The sequence below is a fragment of the Zobellia uliginosa genome, from assembly GCF_900156625.1.
GTDB lineage: Bacteria > Bacteroidota > Bacteroidia > Flavobacteriales > Flavobacteriaceae > Zobellia > Zobellia uliginosa.
The window spans coordinates 780,041-801,064 of record NZ_FTOB01000001.1 but is presented as its reverse complement, the minus strand read 5'-3'; the positions used below and the strand labels follow the sequence as shown (position 1 = coordinate 801,064).

Sequence of the window (21,024 nt, the reverse complement as noted above, 5' to 3'; positions counted from 1 at the left end):
TTGATTATTCAATTAATTTAGATGTCTCTTCAGAGTCCAAAAAATTCAGTCTTTTTGATAAATATAGCATTGACCTTACCTCACTATTTGAGTTTGTTGCAAAATATAAAAATCTAATGAACAGGGTTCGTACTTCGGTCAAAACCTTCAGCTATATTATTGGAAATAGAAATGGAAGCTCTTAGGATTTGGTCTTTAAAGGAGTAATCTCTAGAATCCGAAAAATTTTGATAAATCGCTACTGCAAAATCTTGTGCTTTTTGCCACACCAATAGATCCTCAAATTTTTTAACAGCCATTTATTTCAGTTACGCTAGTTATATTTTCCTAACACCTAAGTCCTTAATTTATACTTTTAACAACCGCCTTTGGCGCCTCCTTTTTACTTCCATCAAAACCGGTTACGCCGCCTACGGTCGTATATTTCATTACATACTTCTTATCAGGATAAATACGCTGATAAGCACTTTGACACATGAGGGTCGCTTCATGAAAGCCACAAAGAATCAGTTTCAACTTACCGGGATACGTATTTACATCGCCAATGGCATAAATTCCCGGCACGTTGGTCTGATAATCGAAGGTATCTACCTTTATGGCATTCCGCTCGATTTCAAGACCCCAATCGGCAATCGGCCCCAATTTGGGAGAAAGTCCGAACAAGGGTACAAAATTATCAACTTCCAAGGTAACATCCTCACTTGAATCTGTTGTTTTTCTAATAGTAACGGCTTCCAGTTTATCTTCCCCTATAAGACCCGTTATCTCCGCAGGCGTAATCAGGTTGATTTTACCTTCATTCTTAAGCTGCTGTACTTTTTCCACCGAATCAAGTGCTCCCCTAAACTCGTTTCTACGATGTACAAGCGTAACTTCCGAGGCCACATCGGCCAAAAAGATACTCCAGTCAAGTGCGGAATCGCCTCCTCCGGCAATAACCACCCTTTTATCGCGGTATACCTCGGGATCTTTTATGATATAGGCCACACCGTTATCTTCGTATTTTTTCAGATTTTCAAGCAATGGTTTTCGGGGTTCAAAACTACCAAGTCCACCTGCAATGGCAACAATAGGGGCATGGTGTTCAGTTCCTTTGTTCGTTGTTACGATAAAGGTACCATCTTCCAATTTTTCGATGGTCTGTGCCCTTTCGCCCAAGGTAAAACCAGGTTCAAAGGGTTTGATCTGCTCCATTAGATTGTTGACCAGATCGCCAGCCAATACTTCTGGAAAACCAGGTATATCGTAAATCGGTTTTTTAGGATAAATCTCGGAACATTGTCCACCTGCTTGAGGTAGCGCATCGATTAAATGACATTTGAGCTGTAACAGGCCTGCCTCAAAAACGGCAAAAAGCCCAGTTGGGCCAGCTCCAATAATCAATATGTCTGTTTTGATCATTGAGTTTTACATTAAAGTTCGGACGAAATTAAGATTAAAAGATGGGTAAGCACATGACAAAGGTCAGCCTCTTAGGCAACATTTATCACCTCTTCGATTTGTGGGGCATATTTTTTAATGGTCATTTCAACACCGCTCTTCAAAGTCATCTGATTGACACTACACCCCACACACGCCCCTTCGAGCTTTACTTTTACGGAATTTTCGTTATCTATAGAGATTAACGATATATCTCCGCCGTCACTTTGTAAAAAAGGGCGAATTTCTTCAAGCGCTTTTTCTACATTCTGCCTTAGTTCTTCCGATGTCATATTACTTTTTCTTAACAGCGGAACAGCCCGCCATTGTAGTTATCTTAATTGCTTCCGTTGGAGGCAGGCTCTTATTTCTGCCCACAACCTCTTGAACCACGTTCTTGGTCAGTTCTTCAAAAGCTTCCTCTACGGCCGTGGCCGTTTGCATTGCCGCCGGTCTTCCTATATCACCTGCTTCGCGTATACTCTGCACCAAGGGTATTTCCCCTAAGAAAGGTACGCCTAAATCTTCAGACAGATTTTTCGCCCCTTCCTTACCAAAAATATAGTACTTATTATCGGGAAGCTCCTCAGGTGTAAAATAAGCCATATTCTCCACAATTCCCAATACGGGAACGTTTATAGAATCTTGTTGAAACATGGCCACACCTTTTCTGGCATCGGCCAGGGCCACGTTCTGTGGTGTACTGACCACTACGGCACCGGTTACGGGCATGGCCTGCATGATGCTCAAGTGGATATCCCCGGTTCCGGGCGGAAGGTCGATCAGCATAAAATCAAGATCGCCCCAATGTGCATCGAATATCATTTGATTCAATGCTTTTGCCGCCATAGGACCACGCCAGATGACCGCTTGGTCGGGCTGGGTAAAAAACCCGATAGACAACAGTTTTACGCCGTAGCTCTCTACCGGTTTCATTTTTGATTTACCATCAACATTGACCGCCAAGGGTTTCTCAAGGGCCACGTCGAACATAATAGGCATCGAAGGCCCATAAATATCGGCATCTAAAACCCCTACCTTAAAACCCATTTTTGCCAAGGTCACCGCTAAATTGGCCGTGACGGTAGATTTACCTACCCCACCTTTGCCCGAGGCGACTCCAATAATGTTCTGTATACCGGGTATGGGCTTCCCCTTTATTTCGTTCGTCTTTGGCTTTGCCGGGGCATCTACCTTTATGTTCACCTTGATCTTGGCCTTTTCGTACACCTTCTGGTGTATGACCTTCAAGATTTCCACTTCGGTCTTCTTACGTGCCTGTAGGCTAGGATTACCAATGGTAATATCTACCTCAACCTCATCACCAAAAATTTGAATATTCTTAACCGCACCGCTTTCTACCATATTTTGCCCCTCACCGGGTACGGTAATGTTCTCTAGTGCCTTTAAAACTTCCTTTTTATCAATCTTCATTATATAAACTCATTCTAAAGAACAAAGATAGGTCATAAGGGCAAGAAACTAAAGTGTTTGTATTGAAATGTAATATGGGGCGATAGGTATTCTTGATTAGGGCTTTCCTATTTAGGGGGAGAGGCGATTTTTCGGCTTAGCTTATTATCTGGATCAGAGCAGAAAAGAAGCCGTTTTTTTCAATTTGTCCTAATTTTTCAAAAATTAGGACAAATTGGTTGAAGGAATTCACACTTTCTTATTGCATACTACCCACCATTCACTCCATTCTCAGACTTTTTACCGGGTTCGAATTCGCCGCTTTGATTGCCTGAAAACTTACGGTAAGAATGGTTATGGCGAGGGCCCCTACTACGGCCAAGAGGAAAATCCACCATTCCAAAATCACCCGATACGGATAACCTTGCAACCAACCGTTCATGACATAGTAAGAAATGGGAACGGCTATAAAACAAGAAATCGCCACAAGCTTTAAAAAGTCTTTTGAAAGCATGTTCCAAACATTAAAAACCGAGGCGCCCAATACCTTTCTAACCCCTATTTCCTTTCGGCGTTGCTCAGCCACAAAAGAAGTAAGCCCGAATAGTCCCAAACAACTGATCAATATGGCCAGTGCCGTAAAAATGGCCGAAAGCGCACCGATGCGTTCTTCGGCGGCAAATTTCTCCGCGTATTCCGAATCGACGAAATCGTACTGAAAAGGGATGGCCGGAAAATGTGTTTTAAAGACGCTTTCTATAATCGAAATATTTTCGCCGGCACTCTTTTCGGGATTGAGCCGTAAATTGTAAAAACTGGTGTTGCCATGTTTATCATAGGCATAAATACCTTGTTTTACGGGTTCGTATGGCGATTGTGTAATCATGTCCTGTACCACACCGATTATTTTTAGGGGAGGAAAGGGGTCTTCAATAGCGTCATCTGTAATGAACTTTCCTATCGGATCGGTAAGCCCCATGTATTTCATTGCCGTTTCATTGATAAGAACGGCATTGGAATCAGAAGCAAATTCCCTCGAAAAATCCCGTCCCTTAAGAATTTCAAGGTTCAACGACTTTGCGTATTCGGGGGTTACTTGCGTCCAGGCCAAATCTTCCTGAAAGCCTTCCGGTTTGCCCTCCCAATTAAAACCGGCCCTGTTCGACCATACTTCGGTCGTTGGGCTGCTCGACCCTGACATTTCGACCACCGCACCGGAAGCTAAAAACTCGTTTCGCATTAAATCGTACTTACCCGTAAAGTCTTGGCTCATAACCGGTATCTGCACCAAGCCCTTCTTATCATATCCTACGGGACGGTTCTTGGCATGATTGATCTGTTGCATAACGATGACCGTTCCTATAATAAAGGCAACCGAAACCGTAAACTGTAGTACTACTAAAATCTTTCTGGGAAGCCCTGCATACCGACCCGCCATAAATGTACCCTTTAGCACGTCCACAGCTTTGAACGATGACAGATAGAGAGCAGGATAGCTTCCCGCCAATAGCGAGGTAACCAGTACGAAGAACAAGGAAAACAACCAGAAAAGCGGATTGCCCCAAGGAAAAACGACTTCTTTTCGCGATAAATCGTTAAACCCGTCCAAGGACAACAAAACAATAAGTACGGCAATGGCAAAAGCGAACAAGACCACCAAAAAAGATTCGCTCAAAAATTGATATACCAACTGACTGCGCTGCGATCCAATAGACTTTCGTATTCCCACTTCCTTAGCACGCTTTTCGGAGCGGGCGGTGCTCAAGTTCATAAAATTAATACAGGCCAAAAGCAGTACAAAGGCTCCGATGACACTGAACATCCACACGTACTTGATACGTCCGCCCACCTGTTTTCCGTTCTCAAAGCTACTACTCAGGTACCAGTCCTTCATCGGCAGCAAGAACAACTGGGGGTTGTATTCGGCCTCCGCTTCACTAACGTTCTTTTTAACGTCATTGATTTTCGACGTCACCTGAGCCATACTGGCATTATCGGCAATCTGAACGAACATTTGAAACGAATTGTTACCCCATTGGTCTTCCGCATTCTTGATCCACTCGAACAGGGAAAGGTATTTTTCCCATGGCATTATATATTCCATCTCACTGAACGAATTGTTTTGAGGTATATCTTCGTAGACGGCCGATACTTCCATATCGTACTGGCTATTGGCCCTTATGACCTTTCCTATGGGGTCTTCATCCCCGAAAAGGGCATGGGCCAAAGACTCCGAAAGCATAATCGAGTTAACCTTTCGCAAACCGTTTTTCTCTCCTTTCAGAATTTTAAGGCCCAAAAGTTCAGGGGCTTCCTTCTGCATGAAGTTTCCGATTTTAGAAAGGCTTTTCTCCTTGTAATTAAGATAGACGGGGTTGCTCCAAGACGACATGACCAAATGCTTGAAATTATCGGCGTACCCATCTCGAAGTGCCATTTCCAGGGGCCGTGGTATAGCGGGGCCGGTGCTGGTCTCCCCGTTGAAGGTCTGCGATTGGAACACTTGAGCGATGCGGTCTTTCTTGCTAAAATAATCGTCGTACGAAAGCTCATCGTACACCCAGAGCCCAATGATAAGCGTTACGGCCATACCCAATGCCAGACCTCCAATGTTAATAACGGAATACCCCTTATTTTTCAAGAGGTTACGCCAAGCAATTTTCAGATAGTTTTTAAACATGGTTTTCGTTTTTTGATGTTCAGCGTCCTTATTTCACTCGGTACGTAAACTTGTTACAGGGTTTGCTATGGCCGCCCTTATACTTTGATAGCTCACGGTTATCACCGATATCAAAACGGCCAGAAATGCTGCTAGCCCAAAGACCCACCACGGAATGTCTATGCGATATGAAAAATCTTCGAGCCACCGGTTCATGGCATACCAGCCCAAAGGCAAGGCCACTAGAATAGCTAGTCCGACCAATTTTAAAAAGTCCACGGTCAAGCCATAGGCGACCTGGCCCACACTAGCCCCCAAAACCTTGCGAATCCCTATTTCCTTGGTGCGTTTTTGGGCATTGAAGGCCGCAAGGCCAAAGAGTCCCAAGCAGGCAATCAAAAGGGAAAGTACCGTAAAGATGATAAAGATATCGCCCAACCTTTGTTCGCTTGCGTAGATGTCGTTAAAGGCGTCTTCCATAAAGTAATAATCAAATGGCTCACCGGGTACGATAGTATTCCAGATTCCTTCAATTTGTGCAATTGCATTGGTAAAATCGCCAGGCTTAATTTTTACTGCCATGGCATAGGCCTCACCTCCCAAGTGCAAGCTTACGGCATCGATATCTTCTTTTAGTGAAGCTATATGGAAATCTTTTAACACCCCAACAACGGTATAATACGTTGGAGTATCAGAATCAAAATCTGGGGTATAGCGCTTGCCTAGGGCCTCTTGCGGACTCAAATTCATTATTCTTGTAGCCGTTTCGTTTAAAATGATGGCCGTAGAGTCATTGCCATAGGACCTATCAAAATCTCGGCCTGCCACCAATTCAAAATCCATAGTGGAAACATAATCGTAATCGACGTCCCAGGTTTGCATATTAATGGAAGATTCCACACTGGTTTCACCCGAATCAGGAAGAAAAGTGGTATCACTACGGGACGAGGGAGTAGGAAAATAACTGCTCAACGTCACATTTTCGACAAAACTCAATTGTTTCACCTGTTCTTTGAGTGACGACACCTTGTCTCCTGCCGTATAAACGTCATTTACGATCAAGACCTGATCTTTTGAGAAGCCCAAATCTTTGCCTTGTATATACTTTAACTGTTGGTATACCACCAAGGTACTAACGATCAAAAAAACCGAAATGGCAAACTGGAATACCACAAGGGAGTTTCTGATTTTACCTCCCCCCACACTGCGTTCGCCACTTCCCTTCAGCACCGTTGCGGGCATAAATCGCGACATAAAAAAAGCAGGGTAACTTCCTGAAAACAATCCTAAGACAATACCTGAAGCCAACAAAATCAACCAAAAAACGGGATTTTGAAAAGGTATTGAAATATTTTTATCGGCAAGGGTATTAAAAAAAGGTAAGGCTACACGGGCCAAAACCAAGGCTAAAACCAAGGCCAGAAAAGACACCAACCCCGATTCCACCAAAAACTGACGTACCAAGTCCCTTTTATTGGATCCCAGAGTCTTTCTAACCCCAACCTCCTTTGCCCTTTTCAGTGAATGGGCGGTAGAGAGGTTCATAAAATTGACACTGGCCAAGACCAAAAGAAAAACAGCTATAAAAGAAAGGATATATATGCTCTGTATGTCGTTGTTCGCACTCATTTCCGCCACCCTATGCGAATTCAAATGAATATCGGTCAAAGGAATAGTACTATATATCAAATGGTTGCCTGCCGCCTTGAATTGCTCTTCGGTGATCCCGGGCATAAATTGTTGGACACCGGGAATAACATATTTACCCAAAAAGCCGCGCAACTGTTCTTGAATTTGGTCTGCATTGACCGTAGGAAGTAATTTGATGAAGGTCTGGTAATTATTGCTTCCCCAATTGCCCACTACGGCATCTTCGTATCCGGCCATTGCCTCAAAAACGGTATACCCTCTCAGAAAGGAATTTTGTGGAAAATCTTCGATAACCCCGACAATGGTATAGTTTTCCTCATTGTTAAGCACCATATTTTGCCCCACCGCATTGTCAATGGAAAAATGCTTTTCGGCGGCCGTTCTGGTCAAGACCAAGGTATTCGGGTCTTTCAAGGCAGTACCTACATCACCCGCCAACAACGTTACACCGAACATTTCAAAAAAAGAGGGGTCGACATAGGTGGTATGTTCTTCCTTTACGTTTGCCAGATCATTGGCCTTGCGCACAAGGGCGCTACCACGTGTTCTAAAGCGCGTTACCACCTCAATTTCGGAAAAGTCGGATTTGAGGGCTTCAGCCATAGGGGCAGGGGTAACGGCAAATTGACGTTCGTCTCCGCCAAATTTTATATCATTGTTTACACGATGGATCCGTTCAGCATCAGGAAACATTTTATCATAGCTCAATTCCTCATATATGTACAACGATATGAGCAATGCACCGGCCATACCGATGGCAAGACCAAATATGTTCAACGAAGTAAAAAATGCTTGTTTCTTAAGGCTTCTCCATGCTATTTTAAGGTATGTTTTGAACATGATTTTCGTATTTATAATTGGTTGTCCTTGATTAGGGGACCTTTTGATATACTTTGATTGATGAATAAACTCCGCTACATGATGGCCCCTATGGCCCTATTTTGACTTTCCGTAACAATTTGACCGTCAAATAGATTCACAACCCTATGGGCGTAATGTGAGTCTCGGTCAGAGTGTGTCACCATTACTATGGTCGTACCTTCCTGGTTCAATTCGGTCAATAGGTTCATGACCTCTATGCCGTTTTTTGAATCTAAGTTTCCTGTAGGTTCATCGGCTAGGATCAGTTTTGGATTGGTTACCACCGCCCTTGAAATAGCCACACGTTGCTGTTGGCCTCCCGATAATTGCTGTGGAAAGTGTCTTTCCCTATGGGCAATTTTCATCCGTTCCAAAACTTCGTGCACCTTGTGCCTTCGTTCCGCCTTTGCCATCTTTAAATAAATTAGGGGCAGTTCTACATTTTCATAGACCGTCAACTCATCGATAAGGTTAAAGCTCTGAAACACGAAGCCCAGATTACCCTTTCTCAGTTCGGTACGTTGGCGTTCCTTAAGCCGGCTTACTTCATGGCCTGCAAAGTTATAGGTGCCTTCCGTCGGGTTGTCGAGCATTCCTATAATATTCAATAGTGTAGATTTACCACAGCCTGATGGGCCCATGATGGCCACGAACTCACCATCCTCAACTTTTAGGCTCACCTTATTTAGCGCCAAGGTCTCTACTTCTTCCGTTCTGAAGCTCTTTTTTAATTTCTGTATTTGTATCATGTTTTTGATTGATTTCTATGTTTATATTATAAGACTAGCAATTCGGTCAAAAGTGACAGTTTATACTTATTTCAAAACTATTTTTTCCGCTTCACCAAAAGCATCGTAGTTACTCGTGATTACCTTCTCACCGGCTTCAAGCCCTTCTAGAACTTCATAATACTGCGAATTTTGTTTTCCGATCCTTATATTTCGCTTGTTAGCTTCGTCGCCATTGGCCGCTACAACGAAAGCCCACTGACCGCCCGTACTCTGAAAAAAGCTTCCTTTGGGCAAGAGCAAAGCATCGTTAGACTCACCCAATTGTAGCCGTATATTGTAACTCTGGCCTGTACGTATGGTCTCCGGTTTCTCGGCAATAAATACCAAATCGACCTTGAACCTGCCGTTGCGTACTTCGGGGTATACCTTTCTCACCCTCAACGGAAAATGTTTTCCGTTACGTTGCAATTCAGCCACCAAATCTCTTTTTACCCGGTCGATATAATGTTCATCAATATGGGCCTCGATTTTATAATCCGTCAGCACATTAATTTGGCCGATACGCTGCCCTTGAGCAATATTCTGACCTATTTCCGCATCAAGAAAGCCCAATTGACCATCGGCGGGCGCACGTACGTTCAAGTGATCCAATCGCTGATAGACCATCCCCAACGTTTTTTGCATGCGGTTTAAATCGGCCTCCAAGACGGGCAAGGAAGTTTTTCGAACCTGATCATCGTTTTCAGTCTGTACTTTGATGATATCGTACTGCTTTTGCGAAAGTTCAAAGTTCTCTTTTGAAGTCAAGTATTCTTCCTTAGAGATCAACTCCTCTTCATACAGGGCACGGTTTTGTTCAAAATTGCGCTTTAACCGTTGTAGTTCAGTCGCAGCAGTAGCTAAGGACCTTCTTCCTTCAACTTGTCTAGAGTCAAAGGTTAGCTTAGTAGACCGTAAATCGTTTTGCTTAAGGGCCAATCCACTCTCGCTTTGCAGTATTTGCTCGTATAAATTAATATTATCAAGCCTTAGAATGATATCCCCCTTTTTGACCATAGAACCCTCCTCTATTAGTTTTTCCTCAACCCTTCCCCCTTCATAGGCATCCATATAGATAGTCGCTATAGGGGCCACATTACCACTTATGGTGATATAATCGTCAAACTTCCCTTGGGAAACGGTTGCCAAGGAAAGTTTTTCCTTATCTACACGAAAGGTAGATACCGAACTCGCAAATATTATTTGGTAGCCTACAAAAAGCAACAACACCCCTAAGGCTATGTAACCGTAATGTTTAGGGCGTAATCCATTTTTCTTTTCCAATTGTATATCCATCCTACTCTAAAATTATACTTGTTAATTTGTTTTATGCTTCATTGACCAATATTGAACACGGGCAGGCCTTTGTAAAAATTTAAGGTGCTTCTATTTATTTCGGAACGAAGGCTAACTTGAAGGTTCTCGTTTTGGGCACTGGCAAAAAGATTCTTTGCCGTAAATAGCTCAAGGGCATTGATCAACCCTTTTTCATACCGTTTTTGAGCGATGGTGAACGCCAATTCTTGGGCCTTGACCTTTTGGGAACTCTGCTCTCGTTGAATCTCGAGCGATCGGTATTCCTGAACCAATTGCCGAATGGTCTCAAACACGACCTGATGTTGGATTTCCATATTGTTTTCCGCTCTTAATCGTTCAATTTTTTGTTGCTTAATACGCCCACGGGCAGCCCAAATATTACTAATAGGCACATTAAGGCTAAATCCAACAAATTGTGAAGTATTGTCGCGAAACTGATCACGAAAGGGTATCGTATTTGCCAAGCTATCACGGGTAGTCTCAAAATAACCAGTAGCCGTACCCGCAAACAAAGACAAAGAAGGAAACAAAGCGCCCCTTTCGGCCGCCAATTGTTTTTTTGCCGCCTTCACCCTCAATTCCTGTGCCTTTAGTAAGGGCAAAAACTCTTTAGCCCTACCATAAATACTATCGGATTGTACAAGGGATTCATCGTACAACGCACTTTCAAATTCTAGATTTGGACGAATCTCAATATCGTTTGCACCCTCTAGATTCATTTCTTGTATCAATTGAAGTTTGGCCGAGACCAACCGATTTTCGCTTTGTGTAAGGTTCAACTTATCGGATAGTAACAACGACTCGGCTTCGTAAAGGTCAGCACCCGCCTTCATCCCCAATTCAATCTGTTTTACTACCAGATCGTAATTGGCCTGCGATACCGCCACCTGTTCCTTTGAGATTGCCACCAAGCCCTTAAAGAACTTAATATCATAAAAGGCTTGCATAACCCTAAATGCCAACAAGTAACGTTGCTGCAAAGCTTCTTCTTGTGTCGCCTTATACAATAATTTGGTGGCCCTGATAGTGTTCTGCTTTTGAAACCCCCTATAAAGATCTACCGAAGTCTCTAGGGTATACCTATTGGAAAAAAAATCAGTGGTAACCACATCATTTGTAAAGGGATCCGTACTACGGCCAAAATTGATTACATAGTTGGAAGACCCAATGAGCGAAGGCAAAAGGTCGCGAATAGATTGCCGATAAGATTCACGGCCAGATAATGCATTAAGGTCATAATCCCTCATTTGTAAATTATGCTTTAAGGCATAGGTGACGCACTCATCCAACGTATATACTTCTTGGCCCGCCATCTTTGCGGTAATCATAAGAATAATTATAACTAAAAATCTAAATATGTGAATCATAATTTTTTAAGTGTGCCAAACTTAAAGCGATCCTCATGCCGAAATAACAAATAACTCATTATCAGCAAATTACATTTTATTTTTTCATGTAACACGAATTGTATTGTAAAATATTTGTACAACTATTGTCTAAAATTTTGACAGTGCATATAGTTTTTAAAATTCTAATTGTAGTTTTAACTATACCCAACGGGACCGTTGTTCCAATAATTTTTGAATATTTCCGGAACGGACCGGACAAAAACACCTATTTATGGTAGACGCAAGAATTTTAATTGTTGATGACAACAAGAGCTTGTTAAGTGCTCTGGAAATTCTATTGCAGTTTGAATACAAACATATAGAAGCCATTTCAAACCCAAATCAAATCCCGTCTTTCCCCAATCTATCGGGGATAGATATCGTATTATTGGATATGAATTTTTCTGCCGGCGTCAATACCGGAAACGAAGGCCTGTATTGGCTGAGAGAGCTACAAAAACGAGCACCGCAAACCTCGGTGGTTATGATGACCGCCTATGGAGCTGTAGATCTTGCCGTTAAGGCCCTAAAGGAAGGGGCCTCCGATTTCATCCTTAAACCTTGGAACAACGATAAACTATTGGCTACGGTCAAGGCCGCCTATGAACTCAGAAAATCAAAGAAAGAAGTTACCCAACTCAAAAAGAAAGAAAGTCAGTTAAAACAGGTCATCAACCAGAACAAGAACTATATTATCGGTAATTCAAAGGCATTGAACGCCGTACTCAAGTTGGCTTCAAAAGTTGCCAAAACCGATGCAAACGTATTGGTAACCGGTGAAAACGGCACAGGGAAAGAATTAATTGCGCGTGAGCTACATAAGCTTTCAAATCGCAGTAACGAGGTCTTTATCTCGGTGGACATGGGTTCTATATCCGAAAATTTGTTCGAAAGTGAGCTTTTTGGCCATACCAAAGGCTCGTTTACCGACGCCAAAGAAGATAGGGTGGGTAAATTTGAAGCGGCTCATGGGGGCACCCTATTTTTAGATGAAATAGGGAACCTATCTTTACAAGCACAGGCCAAACTACTGTCAGCCATTCAGAATCGGACTATAATCAGGGTCGGCTCCAATAAACCCATCCCCGTAGATATACGGCTTATCTGTGCCACTAACGAAGATTTGGACAGAATGGTTGCCGATGGACTTTTTAGGGAAGACCTACTCTACCGCATCAATACCATTCGAATTGAAGTACCCTCGCTCCGAGACAGAGATACCGATATTCTTGTCTTGGCCGATTTTTATTTAAACAAGTTTGCCGCGAAATACGGAAAGCCCCGCCTACGAATCAATCAAGCGGCACAGGAAAAACTAATGGCATACCGCTGGCCGGGCAACATACGGGAATTGCTACACACCATAGAGCGTGCCGTAATCTTATCGGAAGCAAACGTACTCAAGCCCGAAGATTTTTTACTAAGCAATAAACCAAGCCCAATGGTCGACACCAATGTTCCTGCCACATTGGAGCAAATGGAAATTTTGATGATCAACAATGCCCTAGAACAAAACGAAGGCAATTATAGTGCCGCAGCGGAACAGTTAGGCATATCTAGACAAACACTCTACAACAAACTAAAGAAAATAGGAAAGTAAGCCGTATTTAAAATGGTAAGCAAACACATTTATATTCAATTGGTCTTGCGCATTGTACTACTTACAGTCACTGCCCTTGGCCTAGGATTTTTATTTTTTTCGGAACGATATATTTTTTCAGGTCTCTTCTTCCTCCTACTCATTTTACAAACCTTTTCCTTAATCCATTTTGTCAACCAGACCAATCGTAAAATCGCTTATTTCTTCGATGCGATCAAAAATGAAGACTTTACGCTTCGTTTCCCCGAAAAACTCAGTGTTAAATCATTAAAAGAACTGAACCAAAGCTTAAATACACTCAATTCTGCCATTCAAAATATCCATATAAAAAAACAGGCCCAAGAACAGTTCTATCAAGAAATATTAAAACAGGCCGACATAGGTATTATGACCGTTAACCCCCAAGGCCATATTCTCTTCGCCAACCCTACTATAGAAACGCTGTTCAACTATCACCCCTTGAACCATGTGAAGCAGTTGAACCAAATAGACGAAAAACTATATGAGCTGTTCTCAAGATTGAAGCCCTTTGAAAGCAATGTATACCAACTTGTCAATGAAAGGGAAAAAAGGGAACTGGCGCTAAAAGCAAGCTCCATAAGTGTAGACGGCCAAGCGCTGCTGCTGGTCATAGTACAGGATATACAAAAAGAGCTGGAAGAAAAAGAGACGGACTCTTGGGTAAAATTGATTCGGGTACTCACCCATGAAATCATGAATGCCATAACCCCGATTACCTCAATTTCCGAATCGATTCTCAAGTACTATAAAAAAGAGGAAACCTTATTGGATATCGGGGAATTGTCGGAAGAACATTTACGCAGTACGGTAAAAGGACTGGAAGTCATTAAAGACCAAGGTAGCGACCTTATGACATTTGTACAGTCGTACCGCAAGTTCTTAAGCGTACCGGAACCGGAAAGAGAACTTATACCCGCCGAGACCCTACTCGATAAAGTAAGCCTTCTATTGGAAAATAAATCGGAACACGAAAATATCACCATAGAAACCAACGTACTCCCCGACGATTTAGAACTTTACGTAGATGTAAAACAGATGGTTCAGGTATTATTAAACCTAGGTAAAAACGCCCAACAATCCATTGCCGACAACCCCAATGGCAAAATCATATTCAAAGCTGGCCTTAATTCAAAAGATAAGAAATTCGTTCAGGTTATTGACAATGGCGCAGGAATACCTGAAGCGCTGATCAATGAAGTTTTCGTGCCCTTCTTTACCACCAAAAATACAGGTACGGGAATAGGCCTTAGTCTATCAAAACAGATCATGCGCCTACATCGAGGTACCATTCAAGTTAATTCAAAAGAGAACACGGTTTTCACGCTCACCTTCAACTAGCCCTAAGCCGGGCCACCCAACTCCTTGAAGGGATCCCAAAAGTGCTTTTCAAAGTCGACAATTTGGTTGTCAACTACGGTTATCCCTTCATTTTCGAGCAACTGCTGCATAAGGTTGGTACCGTCGAAATGGTGTTTCCCTGTAAGCAACCCGATTTTATTGACCACCCTATGAGCGGGTATTTCCGGCATACTACCGGCTCCGTTCATGGCCCAACCGACCATTCGCGCACTACGGGCGGCCCCTAGATATTTGGCAATGGCCCCATAAGACGTCACGCGCCCCTCGGGTATGAGCCGGGCCACTTCATATACTTTCTGAAAGAAATTTTTATTGTCAGGATTCATTACCGAAATACGATTCTTAAAATAGTTATAATCAACAAGACCAACATGAGCGCGCTGATAATATAGTTACTATTCTTTGAAAACCGGTTCGATTTATGCTCAAGTTTATTGAAGTACACCGCGTACATATAGAGTACCGTAAAGGTTCCGCTACCTGCCGCCAAAATGAATACAAGGATATCCCAAGCCTGAAATTTGATCCAGCCGGAGGCGTTCCACATGATATTGAGTCCGCTATAATAGGGTATGGTCAATAGGTTCAATGCGGCCAACAACATTCCTTTAAAAAAACTGTTCTTCTTGCTGACCTTTACAATTTTCGGCGCCTTCTTTTTGTTTTTTCGCCCTGCGATAAAAAAATACACCATAAAAAAGCCGAAGACCGCAAGGGCAATTCTTAAAAGCACATCTATTACTTCGGGATTTTTATGCAAAAACCTTGAAATATAGACCGCAACGGTAGCCTGAAGAATGACTACGGTCGCCACCCCTAAGCAAAAAATAATTCCGTTCAGCTTACCTTTTTCCACACTTACCTTTGCCGCATTCATGTTCAACAGCCCAGGTGGTACCGTCGCTACAAAGGCCGCCGAAAAAGTAGCAAAAAATAGAATCAAAAGATGCAACATGGCCTAGTGAACCTTAAATTGGATATAGGTTATGGGTTTTCCTTTTTCAAGATACTGTTTTTCATAGAAAGTTTGAAGTTCCAAAACCTCTTTTGGGCTTCCTTCATTCTTGTATACGTCATGGTTGGCGTAATTCACCGTCAGTCCTAAACCATGCAAGAGTCCCAAGGTATAACCATGCATAAACTCACTATCGGTCTTTAAGTGCATTAGTCCGTCAGGACGTAATATTTTCTTGTATTTGGCCAAGAAACTTTGGTTGGTCATGCGATGCTTGGTGCGTTTGTACTTTATTTGGGGATCGGGAAAGGTTATCCAGATTTCGGAAACCTCATCTTTGGCAAAGAGTTCGTCTACCAATTCGATCTGTGTTCTTAAAAAGGCTACGTTCTTGAGATCATCCTCGAGTGCCGTCTTGGCCCCACGCCACAACCTTGCCCCCTTGATATCGATACCTACAAAATTCTTATTGGGATCCTGCTTGGCCAAGCCCACGGTATATTCGCCCTTACCACAGCCCAGTTCCAATACAATAGGGTTGTCGTTCTTAAAAAAATCGTTCCACTTGCCCCTTAACTCGAAACCTTGTTTTACGGCCTCCCTACTAGGTTGAATGACATTTGAAAAGGTCTCGTTTTCCTTAAAGCGCTTCAGTTTGTTTTTACTTCCCAATGGTATAAAATTAAATTTTTGGTGAGGCTTTGGCCAGGTGTTTCTCTTTTGCTTTTTCCAAAGTAAAAGAAAATTCCGAACCTACACCCATTTCACTTTCCACATATATCTTTTCCCCGTGTGCCTCAACAATATGCTTTACAATAGCAAGGCCCAAACCTGAACCACCTTCGCTGCGGCTACCGCTTTTATCCACCCTATAGAAACGTTCAAAAAGGCGGGGTATGTGTTGTTTGGGAATACCTTCGCCGTTATCGGTCACCCTTACGATCACCTTGTTCTTGATCAGGTTTTCCACACTTACCTCGGTAGTACCGTTGGTATGTCCGTATTTTATGGAGTTTACAAGAAAATTGGTTACAACTTGCTGTATTTTTTCCTTATCGGCGAATACTATAATAGGCTCGTCATACTCCATATCAAAAGTAAGTATGATTTTCTTTTTGGCCGATTTCATTTCCAAAAGGTCGAAGACATTTTGAATGAGCTCAATAATATCAAAAGGCTCCCTCTTCAGATTAAGGTCGCCTACCTCCAATTTGGTAATAAGGTCAAGGTCTTTCACGATATAGATAAGCCGATCCACCCCCTTACTGGCCCTTTGAAGGTACTTTCGGCGTACATTTTTATCGTCTATCGCCCCATCTAAAAGGGTTTCTATATAACCTTGAACGGTAAACAGCGGTGTTTTAAGCTCATGCGATACGTTGCCAAGAAAATCTTTTCGGTACTCCTCCCTAATTTTAAGGGTATCGATCTCTATACGTTTGTCTTTGGCAAATTTCCCGATTTCCTCGGTAAGGGTTTTCATGTCGGTGGTAATAGGACCGGAGACAATTGACGACGTCTCCAACATAGCTACATCATCGTAAATTTTCTTTATCCGGCGGTAAATAAATTTTTCTATCCGCACCTGTAAAACGGTAAAACTAATAGGAAACAATAAAAAAGAGGTAACGATAATGACTACCCAATTAAAAGCATTGAAGAGGAGCAAAAACAACGCCAACAGCAAAACAAAGATTACGGTAATCATAAAAGAAGACCGTAGCGCAAAGCGGTATGACCTTCTTAATCTAGGAGGCATAAAAAAAGTGTTTAATATTCGCTACGGAAACTTTATACGTCATTTCAGGGCATTTTTCGGCGTTCAAAACCTAATCAAGGGGAGAACGGCCCAAAATTACTATAAAAAAGACGTATTACTTAACGATGTAGATTTTATTAGAGCACAAACTTGTAGCCTACACCTTTTACGGTCTTGAAATGATGCTCCCCGATTTTCTCACGAAGCTTTCTAATATGCACGTCGATCGTACGTCCCCCGACCACGACTTCATTGCCCCAGACCCTATCTAGTATGACCTCCCTTTTAAAAACCTTATTGGGTTTTGAGGTCAACAAGGCCAAAAGTTCAAATTCCTTTCTGGGCAGAACAATCTCTTCGCCATCGTTCATTATTTTGTATTCTTCCCTATTGATGACAATATTGCCCACCTTAACAATATCATCCTGCGGGGCACTTTCTTCCTTTAACCTTCTTAAAAGAGCCTTCACCTTGCTGACCAGAACTTTCGGTCTAATGGGCTTGGTAATATAATCGTCGGCCCCGGCATCGAAACCGGCCACTTGCGAATAGTCTTCGCCGCGTGCCGTAAGAAAGGTTATGATAGAGTTCTCCAGTCCGGCCGTGTTTCTAATCGTCTCACAAGCCTCTATACCGTCCATCTCGGGCATCATCACATCCAGTATTATCAAATGGGGCTGCTTCTTCTTTGCCATGGCTACGCCTTCAACTCCATTCTTGGCCGTAAAGACTTGATAGCCTTCGGTAGTAAGATTGTAGCCGACAATTTCTAGAATGTCCGGCTCGTCGTCTACCAATAATATCTTAATGTCTTTCTTTTTCATAAGGTGTGTAAAGATGGTTATTTCGTCAAAAGTAAATATAATACCGACATTCTGGGGCCTCTTAACGTTGATTTAATATAGTAACATTAGGCTAACCTTATCGCAATAAAGGTTTAACATGCACATAACTCGACTTTTACTTCACGTAGCGTTATTTGCGGCGTTATAAAACTAGATAATGAGACTAATATACTGTATTACCCTTTTCCTTTTCACATTTCACCTCTGTGCCCAAGATACGGGAAGCGTCATTGGCAAACTTACTGATAAAGAGTTAAATGACGACCCATTACCCTTTGCCAATGTTGTTATAAAAGGTACCACCATAGGTACCACATCAGATTTTGACGGCCTTTATGAGATAGCAAATCTTGAGCCGGGCACCTACACTGTATCCTATAGTTATTTGGGATATGAGACCGTAGACATCCCCGATGTAACCATTGTAGCCGGAAAGGTAACCACAATTAACGTACCTATGAGTGCCGGAGGCGGATTCGAACTAAGCGAGGTCGTCGTAACTACGGTTTCAAGAAAAGACTCTGAAGCCGCGCTTTTACTTGACCAGAAAAAAGCCATCACCCTTGAAACTTCTATTGGCGCCCAAGAATTGGCCCGTAAAGGTGTTAGTGATGCCGCCACTGCCGTTACCAAAGTAACCGGAATCTCTAAGGAAGAAGGCTCCGGAAACGTCTATGTAAGAGGTTTAGGAGATCGATTCAACATCACCACCTTGAACGGTCTTCCGTTGCCTTCCAACAACACTTCTAAAAAGAACATCGACCTAGGTGTTTTTACGTCAAGTATTATTGAATCTATCGGAATCGACAAGACGTATAATGCCGCCAATTACGGAGACTTCGGCGGGGCAAACGTCAATATCGTTTCCAGAAATTACAACGGAGACGGTTTTTTTGATGTCAGCGCCTCTGTTGGCGGAAACACCGAAGCCTTGGGCATTGAAGATTTCTATTTGAACGACGGTCCCGACTTTTCAGGATTCTATAACGCGGATATTCCCAACAATCCATTTTCCGATACTTTCGATACCAGTTGGAACAGGGAAACCGTAGGCACACCGGTCAATTCAAGCTTTTCACTTAAAGGGGGTGACTCTTATACTATAGGTGAAGAATCTAGATTGAGCATTTTTGGGGTAGCGTCTTTTAGTAACAAGCATAGCTATAACGAAGGAATCAATAACGGTCAGCCCAACGTAGGTAACGGTCTTCCGAACTCGGCTTTTGACTTTACCACTTTCGATTATTCTACGGCTACGACCCTAATGGGTAACGTAGGTTATAGAATCAACAACGAGCATAACATTAAGTACAACCTGTTGGTCTTAAACAACTCAAGTCAAAAACAACAAGAGTTTTTCGGGATTTTAGATAGGGAAGATGATGCACCGGAAGGTGGCGGTTTTATACAGCGTGCCACTTTTGAAAGAACCACCTTATATGTACATCAATTATTGGGAGAGCATAATCTTTCTGAGAATATTGATGTGAACTGGGGAGGAGCTTACAACTACGTAAAAAACCTAGTTCCGGACAGGCGTCAAAATACGGTGTTGCCCGTAAGAAACTACAAACCTGACGGCCCTAAGTCTTTTGCCTTGGTTTCGGCGGCTTCTGAAAACCATCGCTTTTTTCAAGAGTTGGATGAAGAGGAAATTGCGGCAAACTTGTCCGCTACCTACAAATTCAAGGAGAACGAAGACGATGGCTTTGACGGAAAATTGACCCTTGGCTACAATGGCAGGTTCAAATCGGTCGATTTTGACGCAACGCAATTCAACTATCGTTTTTTAAGACCTAATGACCAACCCGAGGTCGATATCAGACAAATTGATGAGTACTTTGAGCAAAACCCATTGAGTTCCGGACTTTATCAAATTGGAACATTTAGAGGAGGTGCTTCTATTCCAGGGGCATTGAACCCACAAACATTTGGCGGGGAACAGCAAATTAATGCGGCCTTCCTTACTTTAGAGTACAAGTTCAATCCTAAACTTACTTTATTTGCCGGCCTTAGAGGAGAGCAAATAACCCAAGACATAAATTGGAATACCACCTTTGGGGAAGATTCAAGTAAATTGGATACGTTTGAGTTTCTGCCTTCGTTGGCCCTGAAATACGAATTGAACGAGAAGCAGAACTTAAGGTTTGCAACAAGTAAAACATACACCTTACCACAGTTTAAGGAAAGGGCGCCTTTCTTGTTCCAAGAAGACATTACCCAAGATTCTTACGGTAATCCCGATTTACAAAACTCTACCAATTACAATTTTGATTTAAGGTGGGAGCTTTTCCCTACTTCGAGCGAGATTCTTTCTTTTGGCGTATTTGCCAAGTACATAGAAAACCCTATCAACACTTTCCTTGTAGTTTCCGCAGCTAACGATTTGAGTTATGCGAACACGGGAGATAGCGCTACCGCTTTTGGTGTGGAATTGGAAGCTAGGGTAAACCTATTTGAAAATGAGATTGAAACTGCCGATGATTTTCTTGAAGAAAGATTAAGTCTTGGCGGTAATATCTCTTACCTGAACACCAACCAGAAATTACAATCGGAAAAAGTGGCCAGCGAAACCAGTTTAGCCGCGGCCTTTACCAATACGGAAGCCCCATTACAAGGTGCTTCGGACATCATTGTAAACGGGGATCTTAGTTTCTACAAAGAACTTAAGAACAACAAAGACCTTAATGCCACCATAGCCGCAAACTATTTTTCAGAAAGGCTTTATGCACTTGGCAGTACCGGACGTGGACATTTGATGGATAAAGGCTTCGTAACACTTGATTTTATCTCATCTATGCAACTGAACGAACACTTCAGCATTGGCATCAGTGCCAAAAACCTATTGAATCCACTTATTGAAAGGGTTACTGAAAATGCAGAAGGAAAATTAGATACGGTAAACCCTGCGGTCCCCGGATTTTTGGAAGATGGCCCGGTAACAGACCTTTCCTACAAAAGAGGGTCGGATCTATCCCTTACGCTAACATTTAGTTTTTAAACAGAAA

At 42.5% G+C, this 21,024-nt stretch carries 18 protein-coding genes; 3 read left to right on the top strand and 15 right to left on the bottom strand.

What is annotated here, in order from left to right:
* Positions 1-4: 4 nt before the first annotated feature.
* The 10 genes from BW980_RS23000 to BW980_RS03320 form a co-directional block, all read right to left on the bottom strand.
* The gene (locus tag BW980_RS23000; protein WP_394333488.1) at positions 5-70 is read right to left on the bottom strand and encodes a hypothetical protein; all 66 of its coding nucleotides are present in this window, start codon (positions 68-70) and stop codon (positions 5-7) included.
* Between the two features lie 43 nt (positions 71-113).
* Positions 114-299 (bottom strand): four helix bundle protein, encoded by a 186-nt coding sequence (locus tag BW980_RS22885; protein ID WP_083690330.1) that lies wholly within the window; start codon positions 297-299, stop codon positions 114-116.
* A 43-nt stretch (positions 300-342) separates the two neighbouring features.
* Positions 343-1,401 (bottom strand): NAD(P)/FAD-dependent oxidoreductase, encoded by a 1,059-nt coding sequence (locus BW980_RS03355; RefSeq protein ID WP_076453509.1) that lies wholly within the window; start codon positions 1,399-1,401, stop codon positions 343-345.
* A gap of 71 nt (positions 1,402-1,472) precedes the next feature.
* Positions 1,473-1,712 carry a NifU family protein gene (locus BW980_RS03350; protein WP_013992654.1) on the bottom strand — a complete coding sequence of 80 codons (240 nt, stop codon included), beginning with the start codon at positions 1,710-1,712 and terminating at the stop codon, positions 1,473-1,475.
* Between the two features lies 1 nt (position 1,713).
* Positions 1,714-2,853 (bottom strand): Mrp/NBP35 family ATP-binding protein, encoded by a 1,140-nt coding sequence (locus BW980_RS03345; protein WP_076453508.1) that lies wholly within the window; start codon positions 2,851-2,853, stop codon positions 1,714-1,716.
* Positions 2,854-3,112: 259 nt separating this feature from the next.
* Positions 3,113-5,512 (bottom strand): ABC transporter permease, encoded by a 2,400-nt coding sequence (locus tag BW980_RS03340; protein WP_076453507.1) that lies wholly within the window; start codon positions 5,510-5,512, stop codon positions 3,113-3,115.
* Between the two features lie 33 nt (positions 5,513-5,545).
* Positions 5,546-7,981 (bottom strand): ABC transporter permease, encoded by a 2,436-nt coding sequence (locus tag BW980_RS03335; protein ID WP_076453506.1) that lies wholly within the window; start codon positions 7,979-7,981, stop codon positions 5,546-5,548.
* 74 nt (positions 7,982-8,055) lie between these two features.
* Positions 8,056-8,751, bottom strand: a complete 696-nt coding sequence (locus BW980_RS03330; RefSeq protein ID WP_076453505.1) for an ABC transporter ATP-binding protein — start codon at positions 8,749-8,751, stop codon at positions 8,056-8,058.
* A gap of 66 nt (positions 8,752-8,817) precedes the next feature.
* A complete protein-coding gene (locus BW980_RS03325) occupies positions 8,818-10,068 on the bottom strand; it encodes an efflux RND transporter periplasmic adaptor subunit (RefSeq protein ID WP_076453504.1) in 1,251 nt (416 codons plus the stop codon).
* Between the two features lie 38 nt (positions 10,069-10,106).
* The gene (locus tag BW980_RS03320) at positions 10,107-11,417 is read right to left on the bottom strand and encodes a TolC family protein (RefSeq protein WP_245799925.1); all 1,311 of its coding nucleotides are present in this window, start codon (positions 11,415-11,417) and stop codon (positions 10,107-10,109) included.
* Between the two features lie 292 nt (positions 11,418-11,709).
* Here BW980_RS03320 and BW980_RS03315 point away from each other — a divergent pair, with 292 nt between their 5' ends.
* Both BW980_RS03315 and BW980_RS03310 read left to right on the top strand, forming a co-directional pair.
* Positions 11,710-13,077: a sigma-54-dependent transcriptional regulator gene (locus BW980_RS03315; RefSeq protein WP_076453502.1), complete on the top strand. Its 1,368-nt coding sequence runs from the start codon at positions 11,710-11,712 to the stop codon at positions 13,075-13,077.
* A gap of 12 nt (positions 13,078-13,089) precedes the next feature.
* Positions 13,090-14,436, top strand: coding sequence for a sensor histidine kinase (locus tag BW980_RS03310; protein WP_076453501.1), 1,347 nt, complete (start codon positions 13,090-13,092; stop codon positions 14,434-14,436).
* 2 nt (positions 14,437-14,438) lie between these two features.
* On the opposite strand, the gene BW980_RS03305 is transcribed toward BW980_RS03310, so the two are convergent.
* From BW980_RS03305 to BW980_RS03285, 5 genes are all read right to left on the bottom strand, one after another.
* A complete protein-coding gene (locus BW980_RS03305) occupies positions 14,439-14,783 on the bottom strand; it encodes an MGMT family protein (RefSeq protein WP_076453500.1) in 345 nt (114 codons plus the stop codon).
* A complete protein-coding gene (locus BW980_RS03300; RefSeq protein ID WP_076453499.1) occupies positions 14,783-15,412 on the bottom strand; it encodes a LysE family translocator in 630 nt (209 codons plus the stop codon). Before BW980_RS03300 ends, BW980_RS03305 begins: the two co-directional genes overlap by 1 nt.
* A 3-nt stretch (positions 15,413-15,415) precedes the next feature.
* Positions 15,416-16,084, bottom strand: a complete 669-nt coding sequence (gene trmB / locus BW980_RS03295) for a tRNA (guanosine(46)-N7)-methyltransferase TrmB (protein ID WP_076453498.1) — start codon at positions 16,082-16,084, stop codon at positions 15,416-15,418.
* Between the two features lie 10 nt (positions 16,085-16,094).
* Positions 16,095-17,171, bottom strand: coding sequence for a sensor histidine kinase (locus BW980_RS03290; protein WP_076453497.1), 1,077 nt, complete (start codon positions 17,169-17,171; stop codon positions 16,095-16,097).
* A 137-nt stretch (positions 17,172-17,308) separates the two neighbouring features.
* A complete protein-coding gene (locus BW980_RS03285) occupies positions 17,309-17,995 on the bottom strand; it encodes a response regulator transcription factor (RefSeq protein WP_076453496.1) in 687 nt (228 codons plus the stop codon).
* Between the two features lie 178 nt (positions 17,996-18,173).
* Between BW980_RS03285 and BW980_RS03280 the strand changes: the two genes are divergently transcribed.
* Entirely contained in the window at positions 18,174-21,017 is a 2,844-nt protein-coding gene (locus BW980_RS03280; protein ID WP_076453495.1) for a TonB-dependent receptor, read from the top strand.
* Positions 21,018-21,024: the final 7 nt, after the last annotated feature.